General features: G+C 57.7%; 19 protein-coding genes and 2 pseudogenes. 13 read left to right on the top strand and 8 right to left on the bottom strand.

Going from position 1 to position 23,873, the window contains the following annotated elements; translation table 11 throughout:
- Positions 1-11 precede the first annotated feature (11 nt).
- Positions 12-1,193: an NAD(P) transhydrogenase subunit alpha gene (locus HB376_RS17210; RefSeq protein ID WP_213764873.1), complete on the bottom strand. Its 1,182-nt coding sequence runs from the start codon at positions 1,191-1,193 to the stop codon at positions 12-14.
- Positions 1,194-1,222: 29 nt separating this feature from the next.
- Positions 1,223-2,605: an NAD-dependent succinate-semialdehyde dehydrogenase gene (locus tag HB376_RS17205; RefSeq protein ID WP_213764872.1), complete on the bottom strand. Its 1,383-nt coding sequence runs from the start codon at positions 2,603-2,605 to the stop codon at positions 1,223-1,225.
- Positions 2,606-3,821: 1,216 nt separating this feature from the next.
- Here HB376_RS17205 and HB376_RS17200 point away from each other — a divergent pair.
- The 3 genes and pseudogenes from HB376_RS17200 to HB376_RS17190 form a co-directional block, all read left to right on the top strand.
- Positions 3,822-4,052, top strand: a complete 231-nt coding sequence (locus tag HB376_RS17200; protein WP_255631399.1) for a hypothetical protein — start codon at positions 3,822-3,824, stop codon at positions 4,050-4,052.
- Positions 4,053-4,129: 77 nt separating this feature from the next.
- Positions 4,130-4,762, top strand: a pseudogene (locus tag HB376_RS17195) (H-NS family nucleoid-associated regulatory protein); the annotation flags it as partial.
- Between the two features lie 350 nt (positions 4,763-5,112).
- Positions 5,113-5,214, top strand: a pseudogene (locus HB376_RS17190) (IS6 family transposase); the annotation flags it as partial.
- A 30-nt stretch (positions 5,215-5,244) separates the two neighbouring features.
- Here HB376_RS17190 and HB376_RS17185 read toward each other — a convergent pair.
- The 3 genes from HB376_RS17185 to HB376_RS17175 all read right to left on the bottom strand — a co-directional run bounded on the left by HB376_RS17185 (position 5,245) and on the right by HB376_RS17175 (position 9,033).
- Positions 5,245-6,048, bottom strand: a complete 804-nt coding sequence (locus HB376_RS17185; protein ID WP_213764869.1) for an enoyl-CoA hydratase — start codon at positions 6,046-6,048, stop codon at positions 5,245-5,247.
- Positions 6,049-6,059: 11 nt separating this feature from the next.
- The gene (locus HB376_RS17180; RefSeq protein WP_213764868.1) at positions 6,060-7,703 is read right to left on the bottom strand and encodes an acyl-CoA synthetase; all 1,644 of its coding nucleotides are present in this window, start codon (positions 7,701-7,703) and stop codon (positions 6,060-6,062) included.
- A 193-nt stretch (positions 7,704-7,896) separates the two neighbouring features.
- A complete protein-coding gene (locus HB376_RS17175) occupies positions 7,897-9,033 on the bottom strand; it encodes an NAD(P)/FAD-dependent oxidoreductase (protein ID WP_213764867.1) in 1,137 nt (378 codons plus the stop codon).
- Between the two features lie 571 nt (positions 9,034-9,604).
- On the opposite strand from HB376_RS17175, the gene HB376_RS17170 reads away from it, so the two are divergent.
- A complete protein-coding gene (locus tag HB376_RS17170; protein WP_213764866.1) occupies positions 9,605-10,819 on the top strand; it encodes an O-antigen ligase family protein in 1,215 nt (404 codons plus the stop codon).
- 43 nt (positions 10,820-10,862) lie between these two features.
- On the opposite strand, the gene HB376_RS17165 is transcribed toward HB376_RS17170, so the two are convergent.
- Positions 10,863-11,759 carry a LysR family transcriptional regulator gene (locus tag HB376_RS17165; protein ID WP_213764865.1) on the bottom strand — a complete coding sequence of 299 codons (897 nt, stop codon included), beginning with the start codon at positions 11,757-11,759 and terminating at the stop codon, positions 10,863-10,865.
- A gap of 90 nt (positions 11,760-11,849) precedes the next feature.
- Here HB376_RS17165 and HB376_RS17160 point away from each other — a divergent pair, with 90 nt between their 5' ends.
- The 6 genes from HB376_RS17160 to HB376_RS17135 all read left to right on the top strand — a co-directional run bounded on the left by HB376_RS17160 (position 11,850) and on the right by HB376_RS17135 (position 19,458).
- On the top strand, positions 11,850-12,809 hold the full coding sequence (locus HB376_RS17160) for an SDR family oxidoreductase (RefSeq protein WP_213764864.1): 960 nt from the start codon (positions 11,850-11,852) through the stop codon (positions 12,807-12,809).
- A 1,583-nt stretch (positions 12,810-14,392) separates the two neighbouring features.
- The gene (locus HB376_RS17155) at positions 14,393-16,759 is read left to right on the top strand and encodes an ATP-binding protein (RefSeq protein WP_213764863.1); all 2,367 of its coding nucleotides are present in this window, start codon (positions 14,393-14,395) and stop codon (positions 16,757-16,759) included.
- Between the two features lie 55 nt (positions 16,760-16,814).
- Positions 16,815-17,537, top strand: coding sequence for a methyl-accepting chemotaxis protein (locus HB376_RS17150; protein WP_213764862.1), 723 nt, complete (start codon positions 16,815-16,817; stop codon positions 17,535-17,537).
- 8 nt (positions 17,538-17,545) lie between these two features.
- On the top strand, positions 17,546-18,085 hold the full coding sequence (locus HB376_RS17145) for a hypothetical protein (RefSeq protein ID WP_213764861.1): 540 nt from the start codon (positions 17,546-17,548) through the stop codon (positions 18,083-18,085).
- Positions 18,086-18,115: 30 nt separating this feature from the next.
- Positions 18,116-19,075: a chemotaxis protein CheX gene (locus HB376_RS17140; protein ID WP_213764983.1), complete on the top strand. Its 960-nt coding sequence runs from the start codon at positions 18,116-18,118 to the stop codon at positions 19,073-19,075.
- A gap of 17 nt (positions 19,076-19,092) precedes the next feature.
- Positions 19,093-19,458 carry a response regulator gene (locus HB376_RS17135; protein WP_213764860.1) on the top strand — a complete coding sequence of 122 codons (366 nt, stop codon included), beginning with the start codon at positions 19,093-19,095 and terminating at the stop codon, positions 19,456-19,458.
- Between the two features lie 19 nt (positions 19,459-19,477).
- Here HB376_RS17135 and HB376_RS17130 read toward each other — a convergent pair whose 3' ends face one another.
- A complete protein-coding gene (locus HB376_RS17130) occupies positions 19,478-20,131 on the bottom strand; it encodes a glutathione S-transferase family protein (protein ID WP_213764859.1) in 654 nt (217 codons plus the stop codon).
- A 219-nt stretch (positions 20,132-20,350) separates the two neighbouring features.
- Between HB376_RS17130 and phaZ the strand changes: the two genes are divergently transcribed.
- Entirely contained in the window at positions 20,351-21,682 is a 1,332-nt protein-coding gene (phaZ, locus tag HB376_RS17125) for a polyhydroxyalkanoate depolymerase (RefSeq protein ID WP_213764858.1), read from the top strand.
- A gap of 34 nt (positions 21,683-21,716) precedes the next feature.
- Here phaZ and HB376_RS17120 read toward each other — a convergent pair whose 3' ends face one another.
- The gene (locus HB376_RS17120; RefSeq protein ID WP_213764857.1) at positions 21,717-22,163 is read right to left on the bottom strand and encodes a cupin domain-containing protein; all 447 of its coding nucleotides are present in this window, start codon (positions 22,161-22,163) and stop codon (positions 21,717-21,719) included.
- A gap of 320 nt (positions 22,164-22,483) precedes the next feature.
- On the opposite strand from HB376_RS17120, the gene HB376_RS17115 reads away from it, so the two are divergent.
- Positions 22,484-22,768: a hypothetical protein gene (locus HB376_RS17115; protein WP_213764856.1), complete on the top strand. Its 285-nt coding sequence runs from the start codon at positions 22,484-22,486 to the stop codon at positions 22,766-22,768.
- Positions 22,769-22,945: 177 nt separating this feature from the next.
- On the top strand, positions 22,946-23,788 hold the full coding sequence (locus tag HB376_RS17110) for an oxidoreductase (protein WP_213764855.1): 843 nt from the start codon (positions 22,946-22,948) through the stop codon (positions 23,786-23,788).
- Positions 23,789-23,873: the final 85 nt, after the last annotated feature.

Below are 23,873 nucleotides of genomic sequence, written 5' to 3'. Positions count from 1 at the left end.
GCTCGTGATATCTAACTGGATGTGGCCGGTGTCGCTTTCTCAGGCGGCACGGCGGGCGTGTCCGATCTTGCTGCTTTGTCGCCTTTGTCACTCTTGGCAGCTTTGTTCTCACCCGCATGCGTGAGAACCGTGTTGGCGAGTATTTCGTCGCTCCAGTCGATCTCGATCACGTTGTCTTTCATGATCAATGCGAGCAGGTTGTACTGATTCTTCGCATACAGTTCGCTCGCGTCCTCGCCAAGCATTGAAGGTACGTTCAACGGAGCAACGATCGTCACGCCACCCAGTTTTACCGTCTCACCGGGGCGCGTGTCCTCGCAATTACCGCCTCCCTCGGCTGACAAATCCACAATGACGGCGCCGGCCTTCATGCCCGCAACCTGCGCGTGGCTGATCAGCTTGGGCGATGCCTTGCCTGGGATAGCGGCCGTCGTGATGATCAGGTCGGCTGCCTGAATATGCTGTGTGAGTACTGCCGCAACCTTGGTCTTTTCCTCTGCGCTTAGCTCGCGGGCATAACCGCCTTTGCCACGCGCATCGACGCCGGTCTTCACGAAGGTCGCACCTAATGACAACGCCTGCTCCTCCGTTTCGGGACGCACGTCGTAGCCTTCTACAATCGCGCCAAGCCGGTGAGCCGTGGCGATAGCTTCAAGTCCCGCGACCCCCATTCCCATCACGAGTACATGGGCCGGCCCGAGGGAGCCCGCCGCACTCGTGATCTTCGGCAGCACGCGCGCCAGATGCGTCGAGCCAAGCTGTACGGCGTAATATCCGGCGAGCGCCGCCTGGCTTGAAAGCGCGTCCATTGCTTGCGCGCGGGTAATGCGCGGCACCCGCTCCATCGCGAAGCAGGTAATCTTTTTCTCGATCAAACGCTTCACCAGTGCAGGCTCGTTGTGCTCATAAATGAAGGAAACCAGGATCGAACCCTCCTTCATCGCATTGATTACATCGAGCGCGGGTGGTTGAACGGCAAGTACGACATCTGCATTCCTAACCAATTCGCTTCGATCCGCCATGAAGACCACGTTCTCGAAGGCCGCGTCGTTCAGGTCGATGGCCACCCCTGCGCCGGTTTGCATGTGCAGTTTCGCACCCAGCTTGATGAGTTTAGGAATGACAGCGGGCACGAGCGCCACCCGGCGCTCGTGTGCCTGTGTTTCCTTTAGCACGGCAACGTTGATATACATGTCGGAGTTTCCGTGGCGAGTCGTGACAGTCAGGTCGGAGCGTTCAGGTTAGCGGTGCGAACCAGCTTCTTATTGACGAACTCCTGAATGCCCATGTTGCCAAGCTCCCGCCCGTAGCCGGAATACTTGATGCCTCCGAACGGCAGTTCGGCGTCGGACCAGTCGATGTTATTGATGAACATCATCCCGGTGTCGATCTGGCTGGCCACGCGCTTGCCACGCGCCTCGTCCCTGGTGAAAACGGAGCCGCCCAGTCCGAAGTCCGAGTCATTCGCCAGAGCAATCGCGGCGGCCTCGTCCTTGACGCGGAAGAACGAGACGACCGGGCCAAAGAACTCGTCACGGAACGCCGGGTTGTCGGGCTTGATGTCCGTGAGGATTGTCGTTTCCATGAACGAGCCAGGCCGGTCGATGCGCTTGCCACCCATAACCAGTTTGGCGCCCTTGGCCACTGCGTCGTCGACCTGCTTGAGCAGTTGCACCAGAGCCGCCTCGGTGGACAAGGGACCATGCGTGGTCTTCTCGTCCATCGGGTCGCCAGGCGTAAGCGCCGTCAGAGCGAGCTTGAACTTCTCGAGAAACTTGTCGGCGATGGAATCGAGAACGATGAATCGCTTCGCGGCGCAGCAAGTCTGGCCGGCGTTGTACATCCGCCCCCATACCGCCCATGGAATGGTCTTTTCGAGGTCCGCATCGTCGAGCACGATAAACGCGTCGCTGCCGCCGAGTTCCATCGACGTCTTCTTGAGATTCTGCCCGGCCCGCGCCGCAATACTTTTGCCGGCCGCGACGCTGCCCGTCAACGCCACGCCCTTGATTCGCGGGTCGTCGATAATTTTCTCTGACTGTTCATGCGAGATCAGCAGGTTGGTGTAAGCGCCCTTCGGTGCGCCTGCGTCAATCCAGAGCTTTTCGAATGCAATCGCGCATTGCGGTACGCAGCCCGCGTGCTTGACCACTAACGTGTTGCCCGCCATCAATTGCGGTCCGGCGACGCGCGCAAGCTGATAGAACGGAAAGTTCCACGGCTCCACGCAGAAGAGCACGCCGAACGGGCTGCTTTCCATGTGGGCTGCGCCTACTTTAGGATGGAGCTTGGTTGGCGCCAGGAATTTTTCAGCGTGCTCGGCGTAGTAAGTCAGGATGTCGGCGCTGAACTTCACTTCGCCACGCGCTTCGTCAATCCGCTTGCCCATCTCCAGCGTCGCCAGCTTCGCGAAATCATCAACGTGGGCGCGCATCAGTGAGGCGGCCTTCCCTACGATCGCAGCACGCTCCGCGTATGTGGTGTGCTTCCAGGTCTGGAAGCAGGACTCGGCGGCGGCGAGAGACTTTTCCAGCTGTGAGTTGTTCAGTTGATCGAAGCTCTTAAGGATTTCGCCGGTGCCAGGGTTGACGCTTTGGTAGGCCATTGTCTTGCCCTCTTCAGGTAGAAGTTTTCCGGAGGTCAGGGAGACGACCTCAAGTGTGTTGAATCAACTTTTATAACTGCATTAGTTATACTGACTAGTAACTTTGGAAACGTTAAATTTCAGCTTAGTTAAGCCACGCATACTGAAGCCGCGCATGCGCATTGACTGAAGCCGCGCATGCGCATTGCGTGCCCGCAGAACCCGCTTCAACAAAACGGTATCTGACGTTGACCTTTGAGTTGATGCCCCATCATAGACTGTGTCCACACTAAAACCAGCCTCGGAAACTACTCAGTGCTTATTCGGCTTACCGGCCATGCGCCATGACACAAATCGGACACGACACCACTTAAGCCGCAGACCTTGTTTAAAAGAGCATCCACCTGTACAAGCCCCACTTTGAGGGAAGGAGTCTCCTGATATTCCGTCCCGTTCGGCGAAATTGGATAATAAAAAGTCTCGTCTATTCTCCTTAGCATCGGGCGAATGAGTCGTTAGCAACGGGACGAAAATTTCCGAACTATCCCGGGCCCGGGAGCACCTTGACTTGGATCAAGCGTCCAAGCATTTCCTCACGAATTTATTCGGCAGTAGACCGAGGCATTATGATTTTCGTCACAACTCGGATTCGGCAAACTAAGTAGTTTCCGATCCCACCCAGTCAATGTTTTGCGGATTACATTGATCAGGTAGGACCGAGATGGCTTCGCTATTTCATCGCCGGAGGTGCTGTCCCGCAAAGTGAAAATACGTCTCCCTATAGTCATGAAGCCAAGAGTATGGTCATGGCGCTGCCAAAAAATAAGACTGACTATGCGGAGCATGAGATTCCCGCGTTCTCCTAAAGCGAAGTCGTACCCTGGATGGTCCGCGAACTTACTGTTGTGAAGAACACGGACGGTTCGATCGATGTGTACTTCACTCCAACGGCACAGCAGGACATGATGCAAACTGGATGTACACTGCGGCGAGCAAGAGGTGGTTCGGGAGGGTCCTGCTATACAGCTCGGACAAACCACGCCTCAACGAGACATGACGGTCCGCCGACATTGAGCCAGTTTGAGCATGCGGGAAAAGTATGGCGGCCCCTCGATGGTTGTATGCCAGCGGCAAATCGACTACGGGGTTTGGAAGGTCGAGATGTCCGTCGAGGGTCGACTCACTGAGCATCCGGGGGAGCGCCCGTGCTCACAAACGCACGATGAGGATATATCAAATGGAACCGAAGTCTTCTAACCCGGATAAGCCGCCGCGCCGAAAATTATTGCTCAGCAAAGTACACATCGCTCTCGCTGCCATTGGTACGTTATCCTCGGTAGTCGGCATCGGAGTCGCGATAGATGGCGGGCTTGAATTCAACAGGACGAAGGTCTTTGTCGGTGTTGGAATCATAGTCGTTTCGACGATTCTCTATATTTCCATGCTCTTCGTCCCGGACGCTGAATAGCACGAAGACGCTATCAGCGCTTTCACAGTTTTAACGCTCATGGCATAGTGCGGCCACGTCCATTAACGGAGGCCAACATGCCAACGCTCGAACAACTTCATGAAAAGATGAAAAAACTGCAGGCGCAGGCCGATGCATTGATTGCAAAAAAGGCGCAAGCAGCGGTCGACCAAATCCGAAAAATTATGCTCACGCACGGCTTGACTACTGCGGACATCGAGGCGAAAGCAAAGGCAAGACGAGAAGCGAAAGCAGCCAACGGCAGTGCTTCGAACGTCCAGGCGAAGGTTGCCGGCACTCTAAAGAACGGGGCTCTACCGAAATATCGTCACGCCAAAACAGGCGCGACATGGACTGGCCATGGCCGCGCCCCGGCCTGGATTGCCAACGTCAAGGACCGCACCAGGTTTTTGATTTCAAGTGGTACTGATGCTGCTCATGCAGCGAGCGTCGGTGCTGCGGGTAAAGCGAAGACTGCACCCGGGAAAGCAGCGGATGTTGCCGGCGCTCGTGCTCATAAGGGACAGCGCAAAGGTCCGCAACCCGCGAAATATCTTGATCCCAAGACCGGCGCAACATGGAGTGGGCGTGGTCCGGCGCCCGCGTGGCTTGCGGCAGCAAAAGACCGGACGAAGTTTTTGATTGCTGACGCCGTCGCGACGAAGACGAGTACTGCAAACAAAGCTGTTAGACCGAAGTCCCCGGCAAGAAGGAAGTGACAGAGAAGGCCGCGACGGTCGCTGAGTCGACGACCTGAGCACTGCCGTCAGTTTCCCGGTGGGGCAGCGAAGCGCCCGGCCCACCGGGAACCGAGTGACGCGATGTTTTATTGAGCTTGTGGCATTTAATGCTCGACAGCGTAGCCTCCAACCGCCGTAACGACCGTATGTATTCGGCACAGTAGCCTGCTCCTGCAGTCTGGACACACGTCGCAATTTTTGGGTCTCGGCGGGTACATGGGCTACGCAATTCTGAACGAGACGCCCCGCTAAATCCATTCGCAAAATATGTCGCTAACTGCCATTGTCAAGTTGCAGGATCGGTGGCGTAAATTGGCACACTGACGAAATCGCTCTATGACGATCACCATTTCCCAGCAGTGGTCATTAGTTGGGCTGTGCGTTGGCTCTTCCGCTTTCAGTTAAGCTTGCGCGACATTAAGACCAACGCGTGAACAACTGCGTTCGCCACCTTACGTTTCGCGCCACCGCGGCGTGCGTTTCTGAATGAACGCCTCCGTTCCCTCAAGCGCTGCGTCGTCGAGCATGTTTCGCGCCATCGTGTCTCCGGCCAGTTGGTACGCCGTATCGATGCCTGCCTCCAGTTGCCGGTAGAAAAGACTTTTGCCAGCGGCGATCGCTACACGCGGCTTCTCGCTGATACTTACCACGAGTGCATGAACTGCATCGTCCAGCCGCTCGGGCGTGGCGACTCGATTCACAAGTCCGCGCTCACACGCGGTTTGTGCATCGATATAGTCGCCGGTCACAAGCATTTCGAATGCGGCCTTGCGAGACAGATTACGCGACAGCGCCACACTGGGCGTCGAGCAGAACAATCCCAGATTAACCCCCGACACGGCGAAGCGAGCAGTGCTTGCGGCTACCGCCAGATCGCACATCGCGACCAGTTGGCAGCCCGCCGCGGTCGCGACTCCGTGCACGCGTGCGATCACGGGCTGCGGCATGCGCTGGATGGTCAACATCATCTGCGAGCATCGAGCAAACAGAGCCTGGTAATACTCGAACGACGGTTTGGCGCGCATCTCTTTCAGATCGTGGCCCGCGCAAAACGCTCGCCCCGCGCCCGCAAGCACGACGACGCGCGCATCTGATGCAGCCACTTCATCCAGACTTCTCTGCAGCGCGTCGATCAATGCTTCGGATAACGCATTAAATGATTCGGGCCGGTTCAGCGTTATCCGCACTGCGCCGGGCACCCCGTAGATATCCTGTTCGATTACCACCTGCGGGTCTGGATTTACGCTTTCGTTCATGTTCGCCTCCGTCATACGTCGATGGCCGCGACCGATCCGGCGCGCTTACGCAGCTCGAACTTCTGTATCTTGCCGGTCGATGTCTTCGGCAACTCGCAGAACTCCACCGCGCGCGGTACCTTGAAACTGGCAAGATGGGCCCTGCAATGCGCGACTAATTCGGCGGCGCTTGCCGTTGCGCCCGCCTTTAACTCGACGAAAGCGCAAGGCGTCTCACCCCAACGAAGGTCCGGCTTCGCAACCACGGCGACCGCAAGTACCGCTGGATGGCGATACAGCACATCTTCAATTTCGATGCTTGAAATATTCTCGCCGCCCGAAATGATGATGTCCTTGCTGCGATCCTTGATCCGGACATAGCCGTCCGGATCAGCGACCGCCAGGTCTCCGGTATGAAACCAGCCGCCGCCAAGCGCTTCCTGCGTGGCGGCCGGGTTCTTCAGGTAGCCCTTCATCATGATGTTGCCGCGAAACATGATCTCGCCGATTGTCTCTCCATCCGCCGGCACCTCCTGCATCGTCAGAGGATCGCGTACCGTCACGGCATCCTGCAAGTGATAGCGCACGCCCTGCCGCGCATCCAGGCGCGCGCGTTCACTTATGTCGAGCGTGCTCCATTGAGCTTGCTGCGCACAGACCGTCGCCGGGCCATAAACCTCCGTCAAGCCGTACACATGCGTCAGCTCGAAGCCGAGCCGCTCCATTCCTTCGATCATTGCCGCAGGCGGCGCCGCGCCGGCGACCATGGCGTGAACACGGTGCGTTATCCCGGTTTTCATCTCGTCGGGGGCATTGACCAGCAGGTTCTGTACGATCGGCGCGCCGCAATAGTGCGTCACTCGCTCGCGGCGAATCAGATCGAAGATCGTTTTCGCATCGACCTTGCGCAAGCATACGTTGACGCCCGCCCGCGCGGCCACGGTCCAGGGAAAGCACCAGCCGTTGCAATGGAACATCGGCAGCGTCCACAGGTACACCGCGTGCTTTGGCATATCCCATTCCAGTATGTTGCTGACTGCGTTGGTGTACGCCCCGCGATGGTGATAGACCACGCCCTTAGGATGTCCTGTTGTCCCCGAGGTGTAGTTCAGGCAGATCGCATTCCACTCATCGGATGGAGGTGCCCACTCGAATGCAGGATCGCCGCTTGCCAGCAGCGCTTCATAATCGAGTTCACCGATAAGCTCGCCAGGTCCCGTATATTCGGAATCGTCGACATCGATGACGAGAATCGGCCGGTCTGCATTCGCGATCGCCTCGCGCATCACGGCGGAGAATTCGCGGTCGACCAGCACCACTTTCGCTTCGCCATGATTCAGCATGAACGCGAGCGTGTTTGCATCGAGTCGGGTGTTGAGCGTATTGAGGACTGCGCCAATCATCGGGATACCGAAATGAGCTTCTATCATCTCGGGAATATTCGGCAGCATCGCGGCGACCGTATCGCCGACACCGATACCTCTGGCGTTCAGCGCGGAGGCTAGACGCCGCGTGCGCGCATAGGTCTGCGCCCAGTCACGTCGCACCGCACCGTGCGAAATGGCGGGCATGGTTGGATACACCGACGCCGCGCGTTCGATGAAGGTCAAAGGTGTCAGCGCCGCGAAGTTGGCTGCGGTCTTGTTCAATCCCTCTTCGTACATGTCGTTGCTCATCGCATCTCCCTTATCCCGTTCGGCCTTCGGTTTTTCGCAGGACTGTTCGGACGGCGAAGTTCGCCCCTGCCCCTTGGCACTCGATATTACGCGCGATAGATCGTAGTAGCGGTGATTACGCTTGTGATTGCCGAAACCACCGCATTTCGCGAGACGCGCGAGCTTGCACCCGGAACCTCGAAGCCTCGAATCCTCAAGACGCCGGGCGCTGCTCAAGGCGCGTGATTTCGTCTGCAAGCCGTTGCGCCTCAATTCCGATGTCGCGCAACATACCGGTCGGCGAGACGATAAACCCACAGTAATGCAGCCCGGATTTTTCCTCCCCGCCGTTCGGCGGCTGCAACGGCTTTCCCTCGAGGATATCGCTCTGTGGCCTCAGAAAACCCTCGCCCTGTGGGCGAAATCCCGTCGCGGCAACGATTGCATCAAAGCTCCGCGAACGCCCGTCCTCAAACATCACTTCAGTCTCGCCTATCTCGCGAATGTCTCCGAGTACCTCGATGTGACCCTCGCGGACCAGTTTGATTGTGCCGACGTCGATGAGCGGGATTCGTGTCCTTGCCTTGATTTGCGCAAAGGGACCCATTGGGGGTTTGCGGAAACCCAGCTTGGTGATGTCTCCGATAGTAAGCCGCACGAGTGGTGCGGCCAGCGCGTCAGCGAATCGGGCAGGAAGGCGGTTCAACGCAATAGAGATAGCGAGCACGGGGACACCGAGGACCTCGCGAGGGACAATGTTCACCGGCCCGCGCACCGCCATTGCCACTCGCGCGCCGTGTTCGTGGAGATCGATCGCAATCTCTCCACCACTGTTGCCCAAGCCGACGACCAGAACCCTCTGGCCGCGGAATGACTCGCCGCTGCGGTACTCGCTGCTGTGCAATATGCGGCCGCCGAAGCGCTCCTGGCCGCGCCATCGTGGCAGGTAGGGAACGGCGTTGTAGCCGGTGGCTACGACCACCTGGCGCGAATGATAGACGCTGGCTGTCGTGGTCACAATCCATCCGGGGTTGCGTGGCCGTACCGTCCTGACCTCCTCGTTGAAGCGCAGTACCAGTTCGAAATGCCGCGCATACAGTTCGAGATACTCAATCACCTGTTCGCGCGACGGATAACGTGGCGTTCCAGCGGGAAACGAAAGATAAGGCAGCGCCGAACGGTCCCGGTCCGAGTGAAGGTGCAGCCGGTCGTAGTGATGGCGCCAGCTCGAACCGACCTCGGACGCCCGGTCCACAATGATGCAGGATGCACCCCGCTTCTTCAGGCACGCAGCAACCGCGAGGCCCGCAGGCCCAGCACCTATCACGAGCGTATCTATTTGCTGTTCCATCTGCGCCCCCACGAGGCCTGATTATCGCAATGCGTTGAATTCGGCTCACAAAACCAGGCGTATCAGCGAGCAGGCGCTAATGAGCTGCACGAGCCGGGGCACGTTGCTGTCAAGTACCCGCGCATGACCCGCCCTTGCGACGTTGCAGCCGCGCCAAGCGCCAAGGCTAAAGTTAGGGCCAAATCTAAACCCGGAAAAGGAAATCCATTCCGCACTCAGGGTCGGTCTTTACGGCAACATTATTCAATTACACCGCGTCACAATCAGCCCATCAAATAAGCGCTTATCGTACAATTCGCGGCCACCAGATCGTTTATCAAACTCCGGAATCGCAATGATTAACCTGAGATTGCAATCTCGGGCCGGGGAAGCCCTGTCCGTTGTATGCGCGGTGCTGTTATTCGTGGGGATGTTCGACCATCTGACAGCCATTAAATACATTGGGATCGGCGTCCTCATAGCCATTGTCTCGTGGCTTGCCATTAAGTCTTTGCTAACAAATTCCCGCGAGGGAGCATTCCCTGCATCTTCCTTGCTAATAGCGCTTGGCGTCTGGTCGCTTTGGACCTTGATGTCCGCAACATGGTCAATCGACGCAGGCGCGACCTTGCATGCATGGCTTGACGAAGTGGCTTATCCGCTAGCGGCGTTCTACGCCTTCTGGCTCGTTGGACAATCACCGCTCAAGCAGCAGCGCCGATTACAAAACGTGGCGTGGACCACATGCCTGATTCTGGCGGTGATGAGCGTCGTCTACTTCCACTATCTTGACCCGGGCGCACCCAAGCCGGGGCTGATGCATTTCTACGCGCGGGTCGGGCATTCCAGCACGCTGGCGCTAATGGCCATTCCCCTCTTTGCGACAATGGCCGCCAAGACCGAAACGAAAATACGCGGCCTGACGGGCGTGCTATTTTGCGTGGTGATTGGCGGCGCTACATTGAACCGCTTCTTCTGGATTGCGCTGGCGGTGGTTGCCGTGGTGTTGTTATGGCCCCGTTCGTCACGCGAGCGTGTGCGGGCGTGGACCGCGCTGGGCGCGTTGCTTGTAGTGACGCTGGTAGCTGTAGGGTTCAGCAACAAGCTCCGGCTAATGGGCTCGGCCGTCAGCAGCGTGGCCGCTCCCGCCGTGCACGTGTCCGGCGCAACGCCGGGCATTCTGCGGGTTGTTGCTCGCGCCCCTGATATGCAACTTACGACTATAGAAAGCGCACCAGAGCCCAGGCCCGCAACGTTGATCGAGCGGCTGCGTGTTGTCAGCGGCATGAACCGGGCAATGAGTTCGGATGCGCGGCCAAGAATCTGGGCGTTCTATGGAAGCCAGGTCGCGAAGCACCCCTGGATAGGCATTGGCTTTGGCAAACCCTTACCCTCGCTGGCTTACGGAAGCCTTATTCCCGACGACCTGTTCAAGCTGGACGGTAATGTGCGCACGCATGCGCACAACCTCTTTCTCAATACGCTGCTTCAGGTCGGGATTGTTGGGCTGGTGCTCCAGCTTGCAGCTTTGGGTTGCCTCGCTTATCAGTTTTTCAAGGTGCGCCTGATTTATCCTCAGTTGTATCGAGCAGGCATTGCGCTGATTCTAGGTATGCTCGCCAAGAACCTGACCGATGACTTCATGTGGCAATCGACCATGCTGATGTTCTGGTCTTATTGCGGCTGGTTGTTAGGTCAATCCACCATTCGCTCGAATACGCTTGGCGCACCAGCCAGTGGACATTGCGCGGCGCCGCATCCTGTCGACGCCAAGCCAGCAGAGCGTGAGTTGGAAACTATCGGCTGACGGTTTTAGGGGACGTTCACAGCTTAGGGAATATGACGTTTTCCTAGGCTCCCTGAACGTATCGATCCAGTCCTTCAGCCAGGGCTGCAAACGCGACCTTACAACTAGGGTTGTCGCGCAGGTCTTCATGCATGGCAAGCCAGGTATCCAGTCGAAGCGATATCTTCTCGGGGAAAAGACGAATCAGATCGGGGTCGCGGCGAGCAAGCCCCACCTGACACATTCCAATACCAAAACCCGCCCGTAACATCGCAAGTGAAGCCAGGTCGCTGTCGGTGCGTAACGCCATCAGCTCCCGGCGCAATTCGGGTAGCTGGGTCTTCATGCTACGAATAAAGGCGGTTTCCTTGTCGAAGCCTATGAGCGCGTGGTTAGCCAGTTCGTCGATATTCGCTGGCTTGCCGCGTCGTTCCAGATAACGCTTGTGCGCATGAAGGCCAAGCTCGACATTTCCTATCCGGCGCGCAATCAACACGCCCTGGCTTGGCCTCTGCATCCGCACTGCTATGTCCGCTTCGCGCTGCAACAGGTCTTCAATCCGGTTGGACGGCATCAGTTCTATGACCAGCTCAGGGTAAGCGGCGTGCAGCGCAGTGATGATAGGCGGCAGCACCTCCACGCTAATGACGTCGCTTGCAGTAATACGGAGGGTGCCGCGCACCCCCACGCCCTGACTCGACGCGGCACGCAACAGCGCCGCACTATTCGATTCCAGCGCCTCGGCAAACGGCTTCAGCGCCAGCGCTTCCTGCGTAGGGCTAAGGCCCTGTTGCGTACGGATAAATAGCGCATAGCCCATGGCCAGTTCGAGTGCATCCACATGGCGCCCTACCGTAGGCTGCGTCAGTCCTAGCGCACGCGCCGCCCCCGAGAGCGAACCCTCACGCAACACGCCAAGGAAAGTCCGGTAGAGGTCCCAGCCAGGTTCAGTGTCAGTCATACAAAAATGTATATCAGCTCTATTGGTATCGATAATTTCATTTAACCGCCGCCTGCGCAAGAATAATCACCATTACTTCAGGAGGCAAAGATGACAGACACTCGTACGGCATTGGTTCTGGGGGCTACCGGCAGCATCGGTGGTGAAGTAGCGTGGCAACTCGCGGCGCGTGGCTGGAAGGTGCGCGCGTTGCATCGCGACCCCGCTTCGCTGACCGATCGCGACGATCGATTCGAATGGATCAAGGGAGACGCAATGAATCGTCAGGACGTTGTCAAAGCCGCGGACGGCGTTCAGCTTATTCTTCACGCGGTCAATCCACCGGGATATCGCAACTGGGCGCGGCTGGTGCTGCCCATGATCGACAACACCATTGCCGCAGCGCGCGCTTCGGGCGCAAGGATCGTGTTGCCCGGCACGGTTTATAACTACGGCCCGAACGCGTTCCCTGTTTTACACGAATCGTCGTCCCAAGAACCGCTCACGCATAAAGGTGCGATCCGCGTCGAGTTGGAGCGTCGCCTGCAAGCGGCGAGCTCGGAGGGTGTACGCAGCCTTATCGTCCGGGCAGGCGATTTTTTTGGTCCCGGCAGTAATGGTAATAGCTGGTTTTCAGGCGGCCTCGTCAAACCGGGCAAACCCGTTCGCGCCATGTTTTATCCGGGCAAGGCCGGTATCGGACATCAGTGGGCTTATGTACCCGACGTCGCGCAAACCATGGTGCAACTGATCGAGCAGGAACGCCAGCTACCCGCCTTCGCGACCTTTCACATGCGGGGCCACTGGGACGCCGACGGCACGCAAATGACCGGTGCAATCAAACGCTCGGTCGACCAGGCCAGCGTCAAGGTACGTGCGTTCCCCTGGTGGGTGCTTCCACTCATGTCGCCCTTCTCCGAGCTATTCCGTGAGATGCGGGAGATGCGCTATTTGTGGAAGGAGCCCATCCGTATGGAGAATGCCTCGCTGCTGGCTACGCTGGGTGAGGAACCGCACACGCCGTGGGACGAAGCAGTCAAGACTACGCTGACTTCGCTGCAGTGCATCTAAGCGTCATGTTTGTCCGCACGGCATGTGGAGCGTGCGGCATATCTTCCAGCCAGGCAATCGCGTTGAAAGAATTCAGGTCCCGTTGCTTGGCGTCAACGCTTCGGCTGTATGAATCGTTTAACTGCAATCGCTGCCTGGAGGTGGCGCTTGTTATCCGGTGAAAATCTTGCCGTAAGACTCGTCACAAAACCCGCAAGACAATAAGGAGCAGGATCGTGCGTATAGGCGGTCCGCCGGTTTGGTTTGTGGCGAGGTTTATCGGCGTGGGGCCTTTATTCGGCGGTATTGCTCGGTTCTTAGTGGACGGGGGCGGGCGGTTTTTTGGTTGGCGGGGGCTATGCTGGGGTGTTTGGTTCTGGGTTAGTGGTCGGGGTCAATGCCGGGTTGGTGCTTTCAGTGTTAGTGGTCTGCAAGAGTCGGATTTTCTCTTTACCACTATTAGCCACTGTGCGTGGCGGCACGTCATTTCTTTGTCCAAAGCGACAAAGAAACGAAGCAAAGAAAACGCTTTAACCGCTCTACCCTAAGTGTCCACAGCGTGCCGTTTTCATTCATAGGTGCCCCAAAAGCACGGTGCTCGCCAGAGCGAAGGATGTGTGAACCCCTCCTTCTCGCGAATCCTGACACGAACACGCTTCGCCACCAGTGCTCTCGGGCAAGCACTATTGTCAAGGAATCCGTACGGTATCACGCGTTCCGGCAGTTGCGGTCTTCGCGTGTTAGCTACGTGGTCTGACGGTTATGTCCATAGGTCACGGCCTCGCGCGTATTTACTGCTTCACTTCTTGGCGGGTTGTCTGCGTGGTCCGCACAGTTATTTTCGTGGGTACGGCCTTACGCATCTTCGCGACCTCGTTTCCAGCAGGGTTGGCGACATGGTCGAGGCGCGTACACATTGAAGGGAGGTCGTCCGCGGATAGCGCGGGGTGTCCCTTGGCAGGTTCAATCACTGGTGGCGAAGCGTGTGGGTATCCGTGTTCGGAGAAGGAGGGGTTCACACATCCGTGGCTCTGGCGAGCACCGTGCTTTTAGGGCACCTATGAATGAAAACTGCACGCTGTGGACACTTAGGGTAGAGCGGTTAAAGCGTTTTCTTTGCTTCGTTTCTTTGTCGCTTTGGACAAAGAAATGACGTGCCGCCACGCACAGTGGCTAATAGTGATAAAGAGAAAATCCGACTCACGCAGACCGCCACGGCCGAAAGCACCAACCCGGCATCAACCCCGACCGCTAACCCAGAACCGCCCCCCCAACCACTAACCCAGAACCAAACACCCCAGCATATCCCCCGCCAACCAAAAAACCACCCCCCCCGTCCACCGGCGCGAGCGAACAATTAACGGCAATATTTAAGAAAACTTTAGGGCTATTTTCGTATTAATTATATTGCTCAAAGAAGAATAACCCACCTCCCAATCCCAGCAAGGCCCACCCCTACGTACCACGTTATTTCTCTTCACCGGTCACGTATTAGTAACATTAAATCAACACTATTCGAGTCTCTTAAAGAATCGCCAAATTCGCAACACCGACCTGTTCTTAGTCAGGGCTCGATACACCAGTTTAGCCCGGGGAGTTCTCAAATGACTATCCGTCATCGCATCACGTTATTGGTCATCCTGATGTTCGTCGCTTTATCGGCGATAGGCGGTTACGCCGTCTACCAGACGCGGCGCAGCGCATCGGAGGTCAGGCAAGTCACGGAAGGCGTGGTGCCCAGCGCGCTGGCTTCCGCCGACCTGGTTTCCCAGGTCAAGGACGTGCAACTCGCCACCATGACGCTCGTGTATTCACCCGACGGTAACGTGCTCGCCCAAGCGCAAGACGCACTGAAAGCGAAGAAGGCCTCCCTGCAGCAAGCACTCGCCTTCCAGGCACGCAACGCACACAGCCACGCGCAAGTCGGGCTGGTAAGCCAAGCCAACGACAGCCTCGAGAACTATTTCTCGGCCATCACCGACACCGCAAAGATGAAAGCCGCAGGCAAGAACGAACTCGCGCAAGCGTATTTGTTCGCTAACGTGGCCCAGTATCGTGACGAACTTGAAGGGATTGTCGAGACGCTTCGTATAGAGAAGAACCGCGAGAAGGACGAGGCAATCACAGCGCTGAACCACACGCTCGCAACAACCACGACCGCCATCGCCATTGTCACAGGTATTGCTATCGTGCTCCTGAGCCTGATCGGTTCCCTGCTCTACCGCCAGATCACGCGACCGCTAAGCCGCATGCAGGCGATGATGAGCGAGATTGCTTCCAGCCAGGACTTCACGCGCCGCGTGCCGGTGGGACGAATGGACGAGATCGGCCACTCTATCGTCGCGTTCAACGGGATGATAGAGAAGATCCAGGAGAACTCGGCCTTGCTCAAACAGAAGACCGCGGACATCCAGGCCATGCTGCAAAACATGCAGCAAGGCATCCTGACGGTCGTATCGGGTGCCGTTGTCCATGCCGAATACTCGGCGCATCTTGAAGCGATCTTCGAGACCCGCGACATTGCCGGCCGCAGTCTCATGGACCTGGTGTTTTCCAATACCGATCTTGGCGCCGACGCGTTCTCGCAAGTGGACGCGGCCAGCCACGCATGCCTGGGCGAAGACAGCATCAACTTCGAATTCAATCAGCACCTGCTGGTCCGCGAAACCGCAAAGCGCATGCCGGATGGTCGCGTGAAAATACTCGACCTGAGCTGGTCCGCCATCACCGACGAAACCGATACCATCGTGCGCCTGATGCTCTGCGTGCGCGACGTTACCGAGCTACGCGCACTCGCTGCCGAAACCAGCGAGCAAAAACGCAGGCTGGAAATGATCGGTGAAATCCTCGCGATCAACCAGGAAAAGTTCCACCACTTCATCGAGAGTTCAACCCGCTTTATCAGCGAGAACGAACGGATCATTCGCGAGCATCGCCAAGCAAACGGTGCGGCCATTGCCGAGCTGTTCCGCAACATGCACACGATCAAGGGCAACGCGCGCACCTACAGCCTCCAGTACCTGACCGACATCGTTCACGAGACCGAGCAAAGCTACGACGACCTGCGCAAGCCCGACCCGCAACGGACCTGGGATCAGGAAGGCCTGGTGCAGGAACTCGCTCGCGTGCGTGAAGTGGTCGAGAGCTACGCCGAGATCAACGAGGTCAGCCTGGGACGCAAGGGACCGGGCCAAGGCGGGAACGCGGAACGGTACCTGACGATCGATATCGAGCATATCCAGGAAAGCCTGCGTCAACTGGAAGCCATGAACGTAGGGAACCCCGGCGACCTCATCGAGATGCGCGACGCGGTGCATCAGACCTTGCGCCTGCTCGGGACTGAAAGCATCGGCCAGGTCCTCTCCGGCGTGCTCGACTCGCTCCCCTCGCTCGCAAGGGAACTCGGCAAGGACGCGCCTCTAGTACGCATTAGTGACAACAACACCCGCCTGCGCAGTCACGCCAGCGGTGCGTTGAAAAACGTGTTCATGCACCTGCTGCGAAATTCGATGGACCACGGCATCGAGACACCCGAGGTGCGTACGGCCCAAGGAAAGACGTCGGGCGGCACCATTGATATCAACGTGGCCCTCGAAGAAGATGCGGTTCGTATTACGCTGAAAGACGACGGCCGCGGCCTCGCTTTAGGGCGGATTCGCAATATTGCAGTTGAACGGGGTTGGATGCGCACTGACGAAAAGACCAGTGACGAGGAGATCGCCGATCTCATCTTCCGCCCGGGCTTCTCGACTGCAGAGCAGGTCACGGACGTGTCGGGCCGTGGCGTGGGCATGGACGCTGTGAGCGACTTCCTCAAGCGTGAGAACGGCAGCATCAGACTGCGTTTTACCGACGATCGTCAAGGTGCGGAATTCCGGCAGTTCGAAACGGTTGTTTGTTTGCCGGACGACGTCGCCGTGGAAAGTACCGGTGCACGGCCGCAACGCGAGGCCGCCGAAGTTTCGGCCTAGTACTCACCAAGAACATAAGCAGCACCGCATTGATTGAAACCCGGAAGGATTGATTGTGATTGAACAGTATCTGTTGGCAGCATTGGCAGCGGCCGTGGCGACGGCCATGCTGGCCTTGCTTTTGCACAAGTTGCATAGCGCACAAGCGTTGGCCCGGCTTCAATCGGAAACGAACAACCGCATCAAAACACTGATGCAAACCAACGCAGAGCAAAGCGCCCTGATCGATCAGGGGCAGCAAAAGATCGAGCAACTGGAATCTTCCATCGCTCAATTGCACGATGACCTTGCCAGGCAGTTGAAGATCGCCGGCGAGGATCGCGCGGCGCTGGCAGCGGCCGTTGAAGACAAAGAAAATTTACTCGATCAGGCCAGACGGATTGCCGGCGAAGCATCGCGGCTCAAGAGCCTCGCGGCAACGTTCGAACGGTGGCACGAGCAGATGATCTCGCTGATGACGCAGAACCAGGACATGCACGCGAAGAATCACGAGCTGTCGTCCATCGTCAAGCATGTAGTCATCGTCTCGCTGAACGCGTCCATAGAGGCCGCGCGTGCAGGAAACGCCGGCCGCGGATTTGCGGTGGTCGCGGGAGAAGTGCGGGCACTCGCGGCACGCTCGGAAGAACTCTCGCGGAGCTACCGGGACAGTCTGCATCGCAATGACCTGACCACAACCGCCACGTTCCAGGACATCCAGGCGGGCGGGAAGATGATCACTGCATCGCTTAGCAGCGTTGAGGTGCTTGCCGATCAATTTCAAGCAAGGCTCCACTAGGCGTCGAAATGATCAGTAACAACGCACAAGCCAGTATTGAAGGCATCCTGCTTAAAGCCGTGCGCTCGAGACTGCCGCAACAGCCGGACGATGCGTGCGAGATCGTCCCGCTGGCCCAAGCCTATGACCGCGCGCGCTCCGAAGCTAACGTGATCATCCTGACCATCTCCTCCATTCTGTTCCGGCTTCTGCTGGTTTTTCATTTCGATGACGACGCGAACACGCGCGACTACTTCGCAAAGGAAACCGGAGACGTTTCACTTGAGGACATGCTTCTTGAAATCTGCAATCTTTGCTGCGGCGCCGTGAATCAGGACCTGCTCCCGTATTTCCAGGATCTTGGCATGTCGACACCGTATGTGCTTAGCACCCGCTGCCTGCCCTACCTTGAAGGCTTGAGGCCAGACTATCTCTCGTCATACGCGATCACGATCAACGGTTCAGTCAAACTGGCCGCAACGGTCTGCGTGTGCGCCCATGCGCCCATCGACTTCGTGGCGGACATGACTGCTGTTGAAGAAACCAGCGGCGAGCTCGAGTTGTTCTAATTTGGCGTTAATACCATGATGACAAGCGATATGAACGAGAACAAGCCGGTCAGCAAAGTACTGGTCCTCGATGACTCCCCGGCGCATGCCAATGCGATCAAGCGCTTCTGCGACGAACACAACCTGGTCGGCCTGAAGGTCCGCAAGAATCGCTTGCTGTCCGTCCTGCGATCGAACATAGACCTGGGCGCCATCCTCTTTTCCGAAAGCTACGGCGGCTCCCTGGAAGAGAGCACCGAGATCGCAATCAAGATCAACACCGTGCGTCCCGAACTGCCGATCATCATCCGCCGCGACTCGAACCCCACGTTCGACGGTCTGCCGGACGGCCTGCGCCGGGTCTTGTGCGCCGCCTACCTGGCCGAAGACATGGCGCCGTTGCGCAAGGTCATCGACGAATATATCTTCAGCCTGGATTATCCGAACGCGTTGGTACGCGGCATATTGGAGATCACGGAGTCGATACTGAGCAGCCTGTTCAAGAACGTCAGCATTACCTGGGACACGCCCTGCATCGTGCGGGACCGTATTATCTTCGGCGAAGTATTCAGCCTGATTCCGCTCGAGAGCACCTGGTGCCGCGGTTACATGATGATGCAGGCCGAAGAGCAACCCATTCTCGAGCTGCTCGACCGGCACGGGATGTGTGACGGTCCCGCTGACTTCCGCGACCTCAACAGCCTGCTGGGCGAGATCACCAACCTGATCTGGGGTTCATTCAAAAACCGCTACATGGGCGACGCCGACGCGCTCGCACGCAGTCAGGTGCAAGTACCGCTGCTGGTCAATCACAAGCAGAAGTACATCTCGTTCGGCACCGCGAACCCGCAGTTATGTTTCATGTATCACCTGACCGACGAACTGTCGGGCCACACGGTAAAACTTCATCAACGCTTCATCTTCAACCTGAGCTGGTCGCCCGAGGACTTCAGTGAAGTCACGAAAGACATCGGCGCGGTGGTTGAAGCAGGCGAACTGGATCTGTTCTGATTTCTCAGGGAAAAATCATGTCGAAAATTCTTGTTGTCGATGACTCCAGCACGGTGCGCGACGAGGTCGCCGGTTTCTTGCGAAAGAACGGGCTGGACGTGGAGACTGCTATCGATGGAAAAGATGGCCTCTCCAAAATGAAGTCGAATCCCGGGATCAAGCTGGTGATCAGCGACGTCAACATGCCCAACATGGACGGCCTGACCATGGTCGAAAAAATCCGGGGCGAGCTCGTGAATACCACGGTCAATATCATCATGCTGACGACAGAAAGCAGCCCGGCCATGAAAGAGCGCGGCAAGGCCGCCGGCGTCAAGGGCTGGATCGTCAAGCCGTTCAAAGGCGACGCCGTGCTGGAAACCTTCAGGAAGCTGGCAAGCTAAGCGGACTTAAAACCTGGCCTTAAAATTCAGCATCAAGTTCGTCGATCTCCTCGACCTCCTGCTGTGCATCCGCTATCCACTGCTGCATCTCGGGCAGTGCGAGAATGCGCTGCGCATACGCGACAATCTCCGGTTCGAGCTTGACGTCGTAAGTCACAAAGCGGGTGACGACCGGGGCGAACATTGCATCGGCAGCGCTAAGCGTCCCGAACAGATAAGGGCCGTCGTATTGCTTGAGACAGTCGAGCCAGATTGCCGTAATTCGCTCGATATCCGTCTGCGCGCGTGCCCAGATCGTGAAGTTCGGGAAGTGCGCTTTTATGTTCATCGGCAATGCCGAGCGCAAGGAAGCGAAGCCCGAATGCATTTCACCGCAAATTGAACGGCAGTGCGCGCGCAGGCGCCGGTCAGCAGGCAACAGCCCTGCTTTCGGCCGCACTTCGTTCAAATACTCCGCAATTGCAAGCGTGTCCCAGACCTTGGTGCCGTCGTGAACCAGGCAGGGAACGAGAATGGACGGCGACAGCAGCAGCAGTTCGGCGCGCGCGCCGGGGTCGTCCATGGGCATCACGAACTCGTCGAACGGCAGCCCGCTGAACTTGGTGAGCAACCAGCCTCGTAACGACCACGACGAATAGTTCTTGCTGCTGATCGTAAGCGTAGCATTCGTCATCTGAAGCTCCTCGGCGGTTCAAACGAAACACGCACGCCAGATGCGCGGCGCAGTGCACACACGCACCAAAAGACAGCATATTCAGTGCGTGTTCAGGAATGCTGCAAGGGATGTGCCACTTTCAACCGCCCTCATGTTGACGCTTCAGGTTGGCATTCGGTTGGCATATGTATTGCGTGCTTTTTCACGACTCGACAATACGCGCTCAAGCGAAAGGCGATGAACCCATTCGCATACTCCGGCTATCAGGCCATGGCAGATCTCACGCTGCCGGTACGCCACGGCGCAGCACTGATGAATCACGCGCTCGACGCGTGGCCGTTTCTCGCCGAGACGCCTCAAGGCCGGTCAATGCGAGCCACATGCGAACTGCTGGCGCTATCAGCACTTACGCATAGCCGGCGTCCATTTGCTATCGACTCAGTGCAGATGGACGGCAAAAGCTTGCCCGTGGTCGAGGAGATTATGCTCACCACGCCGTTCTGTTCGTTGCTGCATTTTGCGAAGGAAGGCGGACCCAAACAGCCGCGCGTCCTGGTGATCGCGCCCATGTCCGGCCACTTCGCCACGCTCCTGCGGGGCACGGTACGCACCCTGCTGCCCGACCACGACGTCTACATCACCGACTGGATCAACCCTCGCGACGTCTCGCTGGCGCAGGGCCGCTTCGGCTTTGACGAATACGTCCAGCATGTAATCGACTTTATCGTCGCGCTGGGACCCAACACCCACTTGCTGGCTGTCTGCCAGCCGACTGTTGCCGCCCTCGTGGCAGTGTCCCTGATGGCCGCAGACGATCATCCGCTGCAACCCGCCAGCATGACGCTGATGGCCGGGCCTATCGACACGCGTATCAATCCGACCTCGGTGAACGTGCTGGCCAAGAGCAAGCCGATCGAATGGTTCGAACAGAACCTGATCAGTGCCGTGCCATGGGGTTTCGCGGGCGCAGGCCGGCGCGTTTATCCGGGCCACACACAACTGATGGCGTTCATGTCGATGAATCCGGCGCGTCATTTCGATGCGTTCGAAGACATGGTGTATCAGCGCGCCAAGGGCGACCCTGCGAAGGCCGAGGCCATCCGCGTATTCTATGAAGAATACTTCGCGACCATGGATTTGACGGCCGAGTTTTATCTCGAGACCGTCGACACCATCTTTCAACGGCACGCATTGCCGCTCCAGGAACTCGAAGTACGCGGACGCAAGGTCGATCCGTCATTGATCCGGCGAACCGCGCTGCTCACCGTTGAAGGCGAGCGCGACGATATCTGCGCGGTCGGCCAGACGCTTGCCGCGCAGGAACTATGCAGCAAATTGCGCCCGTACATGAAGACCCACCACGTGCAAACGGGTGTCGGCCACTATGGCGTATTCAACGGCAAGCGTTGGGAACGCCATATCTATCCGCGCGTGCGCGCAATGATCCACGACAACGAGCCAAACCCGGTTGTCATCAATGCGCGCGCCCAGCCTTTGCAGTCATTGGCGCCGCTAGCACGCCCTGTCGCACCGCGCATGGATGTGAATGTGCAGTCCGAAGGGCCTTGATAAGGTTTGTTGAGGGCGCCACCTCAGCCGCGTTTCATGCGGGTTGCTGGCTCGTCCATGGCGTGAAAGCGGGAACGTCACATGGACCCTTTGCGTCGATGGTAGTGAAGTTGGCAGGGCCAACTATCTCCAGATACTCCATGTCCTCGGAGTAATCGAAGAGGTAATGCACGATTCCCGGCGCCTGATGAACGCAGTCACCGGTTGCAACCAGCGTCTCCTTGTCGCCGTACATGAAGCGCGCCCAGCCCTTGAGCATGATCACAATGTGGAATTCAGCCTCATGACGGTGCCAACCTGTGCCTTGCTCTGGTGCATTGTTAGCTTTCACGAGCTGCGCAATCACCTTGCCGCCGGTCGCGTCTGCGATCCCTAAATCACGATAAAGAAAAAAATCGCGCAACCCTTGATCCTCATAAGGGGTGTCTTGTGGCCGGATATGCGAAAAGCGAGTGGCAAGTTCGAACGTTTCAGATGACATGGGCACGCTCCGGTTAGGCAGCAAAACTGTCGAATGAAAAGGGCTGGCTACTTTGCTATGCATCAAGCGTTCCAACTTGAAGGGCCTAAAGGAAACTGCAATCAAGCGACTGCTTGCGGTCTTCCCTGGACAAAAGCCAAGGCGTACGCTCGATTAAAAGTGGCATTTAAAAGCACATTCACTCGCGAGCAATTCGCGCTCAAACTCCGTTAAAGACATTGCACATAAACAGGTGTGTGTTGCTAAACTTGGTTCCGTAGCGTTTCGTGGCGGTTGCAGCGCGAGCCATCCTGGGTACGTTCACTGGAGAGATCGACACCATGTCCTACATCAGCGTCGAGATCAGAGCCTACGATGAAGCGCGAAAAATAGTCACCGTCGCATTCAGTGAAAAATGGCCCGTCAAACTCTCCTCTGCCGTCATAGCGGAGTTGACCCTTGAAGATTGCGACACCATCGGGCGCGACGGGGAATTGATCGAAGCAGGGCTGACCGATGACGAAGCATGCGTCCTCAAGATGCTGTTCGAGGACGAGGGCACCATTGAAGACTTCCTCGCTAATCCGTCCAGGCTAATTGGTTGCACAAGCGAGCTTGACGAATAAGCCAGTAACGCTTGCGAGGAGCAAGCGCTTGTAGTGCTCAACTATCTCTTCCGCAAAAGACCTGACAAACCTTCGCCTCATGTTTTGCACGTTCAGGCAAGAACGCGCGAGGATCGGTCTATCGTGCGGGCATCGCATCATGGTTCCATGAAGGCTCAACCAGCAAAGGAGCCGATGATGCAGAAAACATGGTTTATCACGGGCGCAAGCCGCGGCCTTGGCGCGCTTATCGCCAAGGCCGCGATCCAGGCAGGTGATCGAGTCGTCGCCACGGGACGCAAGCGCGAAGATATCGCCAAGAGCCTGGGGCCGGACAACGACCAGTTGCTTAGTGTCGCGCTGGACGTCACCGACGCAGCCCAGGCGCACGCCGCCATCAAGGACGCTGTGTCGCGATTCGGCGGGATAGACGTTCTGGTGAACAACGCGGGATACGGCCACCTGGGATTCTTCGAAGAGAACACGATGGAGGACGCGCAAGCTCAGTTCGCCACTAACCTGTTCGGTGTTTTCAACGTGACGTGGGCCGCGCTGCCTGTCATGCGCTCCGCTCGCCACGGACACATCTTCAACATTTCATCGCTTGCCGGCATCCTCGGTGCGGAACTGGGCTCGCTTTACTGCGCCAGCAAGTTTGCGCTCGAAGGTTTCTCCGAGTCCCTGGCGAAGGAAATTGCACCGTTCGGTCTCTTCGTGACGATTGTGGAGCCCGGTCCTTTCCGTACTGACTTCCTCACCAGCGAATCGCTTCGCTTCGGGGAAACGGTGGTGGCCGACTACGATGACCGGCGCGATCGCCTGCGCTCGTCCTTCGAACAACGTAACGGCCATCAACCGGGCGATCCTGTGAAGCTCGCACAAGCACTGATCAAGCTGGCAAACGAGGCCGAGCCGCCGATGCGTTTTATCGCCGGCTCGATTGCAGTGAATGCCGCGGATACGAAACTCGCTGGCATGCAAGCCGAACTCGACCGCTGGCGCCTGCTCTCCGTCGGCACTGACGGCGACTACGCCGCCTAGCGAGTTCATCTGCAGGGATCGCGTCAGCGCCGCATTGGGCGGGCGCTGAGCGGCCGGTGCCGGCGTCGTCTCCATTGACCCGGCA

The sequence above is a fragment of the Caballeronia sp. dw_19 genome, from assembly GCF_018449515.1.
Taxonomy (GTDB): domain Bacteria; phylum Pseudomonadota; class Gammaproteobacteria; order Burkholderiales; family Burkholderiaceae; genus Caballeronia.
The sequence above is the reverse complement of the archived record's forward strand: the minus strand, read 5'-3'. Positions and strand labels throughout refer to the sequence as shown.

What these genes read in the sequence shown, in the direction of transcription:
- HB376_RS17210 (WP_213764873.1), bottom strand. Translation starts at nt 1,193, where the DNA reads ATGTATATCAACGTTGCCGTGCTAAAGGAAACACAGGCACACGAGCGC.
- HB376_RS17205 (WP_213764872.1), bottom strand. Translation starts at nt 2,605, where the DNA reads ATGGCCTACCAAAGCGTCAACCCTGGCACCGGCGAAATCCTTAAGAGC.
- HB376_RS17200 (WP_255631399.1), top strand. Translation starts at nt 3,822, where the DNA reads ATGGAACCGAAGTCTTCTAACCCGGATAAGCCGCCGCGCCGAAAATTA.
- HB376_RS17185 (WP_213764869.1), bottom strand. Translation starts at nt 6,048, where the DNA reads ATGAACGAAAGCGTAAATCCAGACCCGCAGGTGGTAATCGAACAGGAT.
- HB376_RS17180 (WP_213764868.1), bottom strand. Translation starts at nt 7,703, where the DNA reads ATGAGCAACGACATGTACGAAGAGGGATTGAACAAGACCGCAGCCAAC.
- HB376_RS17175 (WP_213764867.1), bottom strand. Translation starts at nt 9,033, where the DNA reads ATGGAACAGCAAATAGATACGCTCGTGATAGGTGCTGGGCCTGCGGGC.
- HB376_RS17170 (WP_213764866.1), top strand. Translation starts at nt 9,605, where the DNA reads ATGTCCGCAACATGGTCAATCGACGCAGGCGCGACCTTGCATGCATGG.
- HB376_RS17165 (WP_213764865.1), bottom strand. Translation starts at nt 11,759, where the DNA reads ATGACTGACACTGAACCTGGCTGGGACCTCTACCGGACTTTCCTTGGC.
- HB376_RS17160 (WP_213764864.1), top strand. Translation starts at nt 11,850, where the DNA reads ATGACAGACACTCGTACGGCATTGGTTCTGGGGGCTACCGGCAGCATC.
- HB376_RS17155 (WP_213764863.1), top strand. Translation starts at nt 14,393, where the DNA reads ATGACTATCCGTCATCGCATCACGTTATTGGTCATCCTGATGTTCGTC.
- HB376_RS17145 (WP_213764861.1), top strand. Translation starts at nt 17,546, where the DNA reads ATGATCAGTAACAACGCACAAGCCAGTATTGAAGGCATCCTGCTTAAA.
- HB376_RS17140 (WP_213764983.1), top strand. Translation starts at nt 18,116, where the DNA reads ATGAACGAGAACAAGCCGGTCAGCAAAGTACTGGTCCTCGATGACTCC.
- HB376_RS17135 (WP_213764860.1), top strand. Translation starts at nt 19,093, where the DNA reads ATGTCGAAAATTCTTGTTGTCGATGACTCCAGCACGGTGCGCGACGAG.
- HB376_RS17130 (WP_213764859.1), bottom strand. Translation starts at nt 20,131, where the DNA reads ATGACGAATGCTACGCTTACGATCAGCAGCAAGAACTATTCGTCGTGG.
- phaZ (WP_213764858.1), top strand. Translation starts at nt 20,351, where the DNA reads ATGAACCCATTCGCATACTCCGGCTATCAGGCCATGGCAGATCTCACG.
- HB376_RS17120 (WP_213764857.1), bottom strand. Translation starts at nt 22,163, where the DNA reads ATGTCATCTGAAACGTTCGAACTTGCCACTCGCTTTTCGCATATCCGG.
- HB376_RS17115 (WP_213764856.1), top strand. Translation starts at nt 22,484, where the DNA reads ATGTCCTACATCAGCGTCGAGATCAGAGCCTACGATGAAGCGCGAAAA.
- HB376_RS17110 (WP_213764855.1), top strand. Translation starts at nt 22,946, where the DNA reads ATGCAGAAAACATGGTTTATCACGGGCGCAAGCCGCGGCCTTGGCGCG.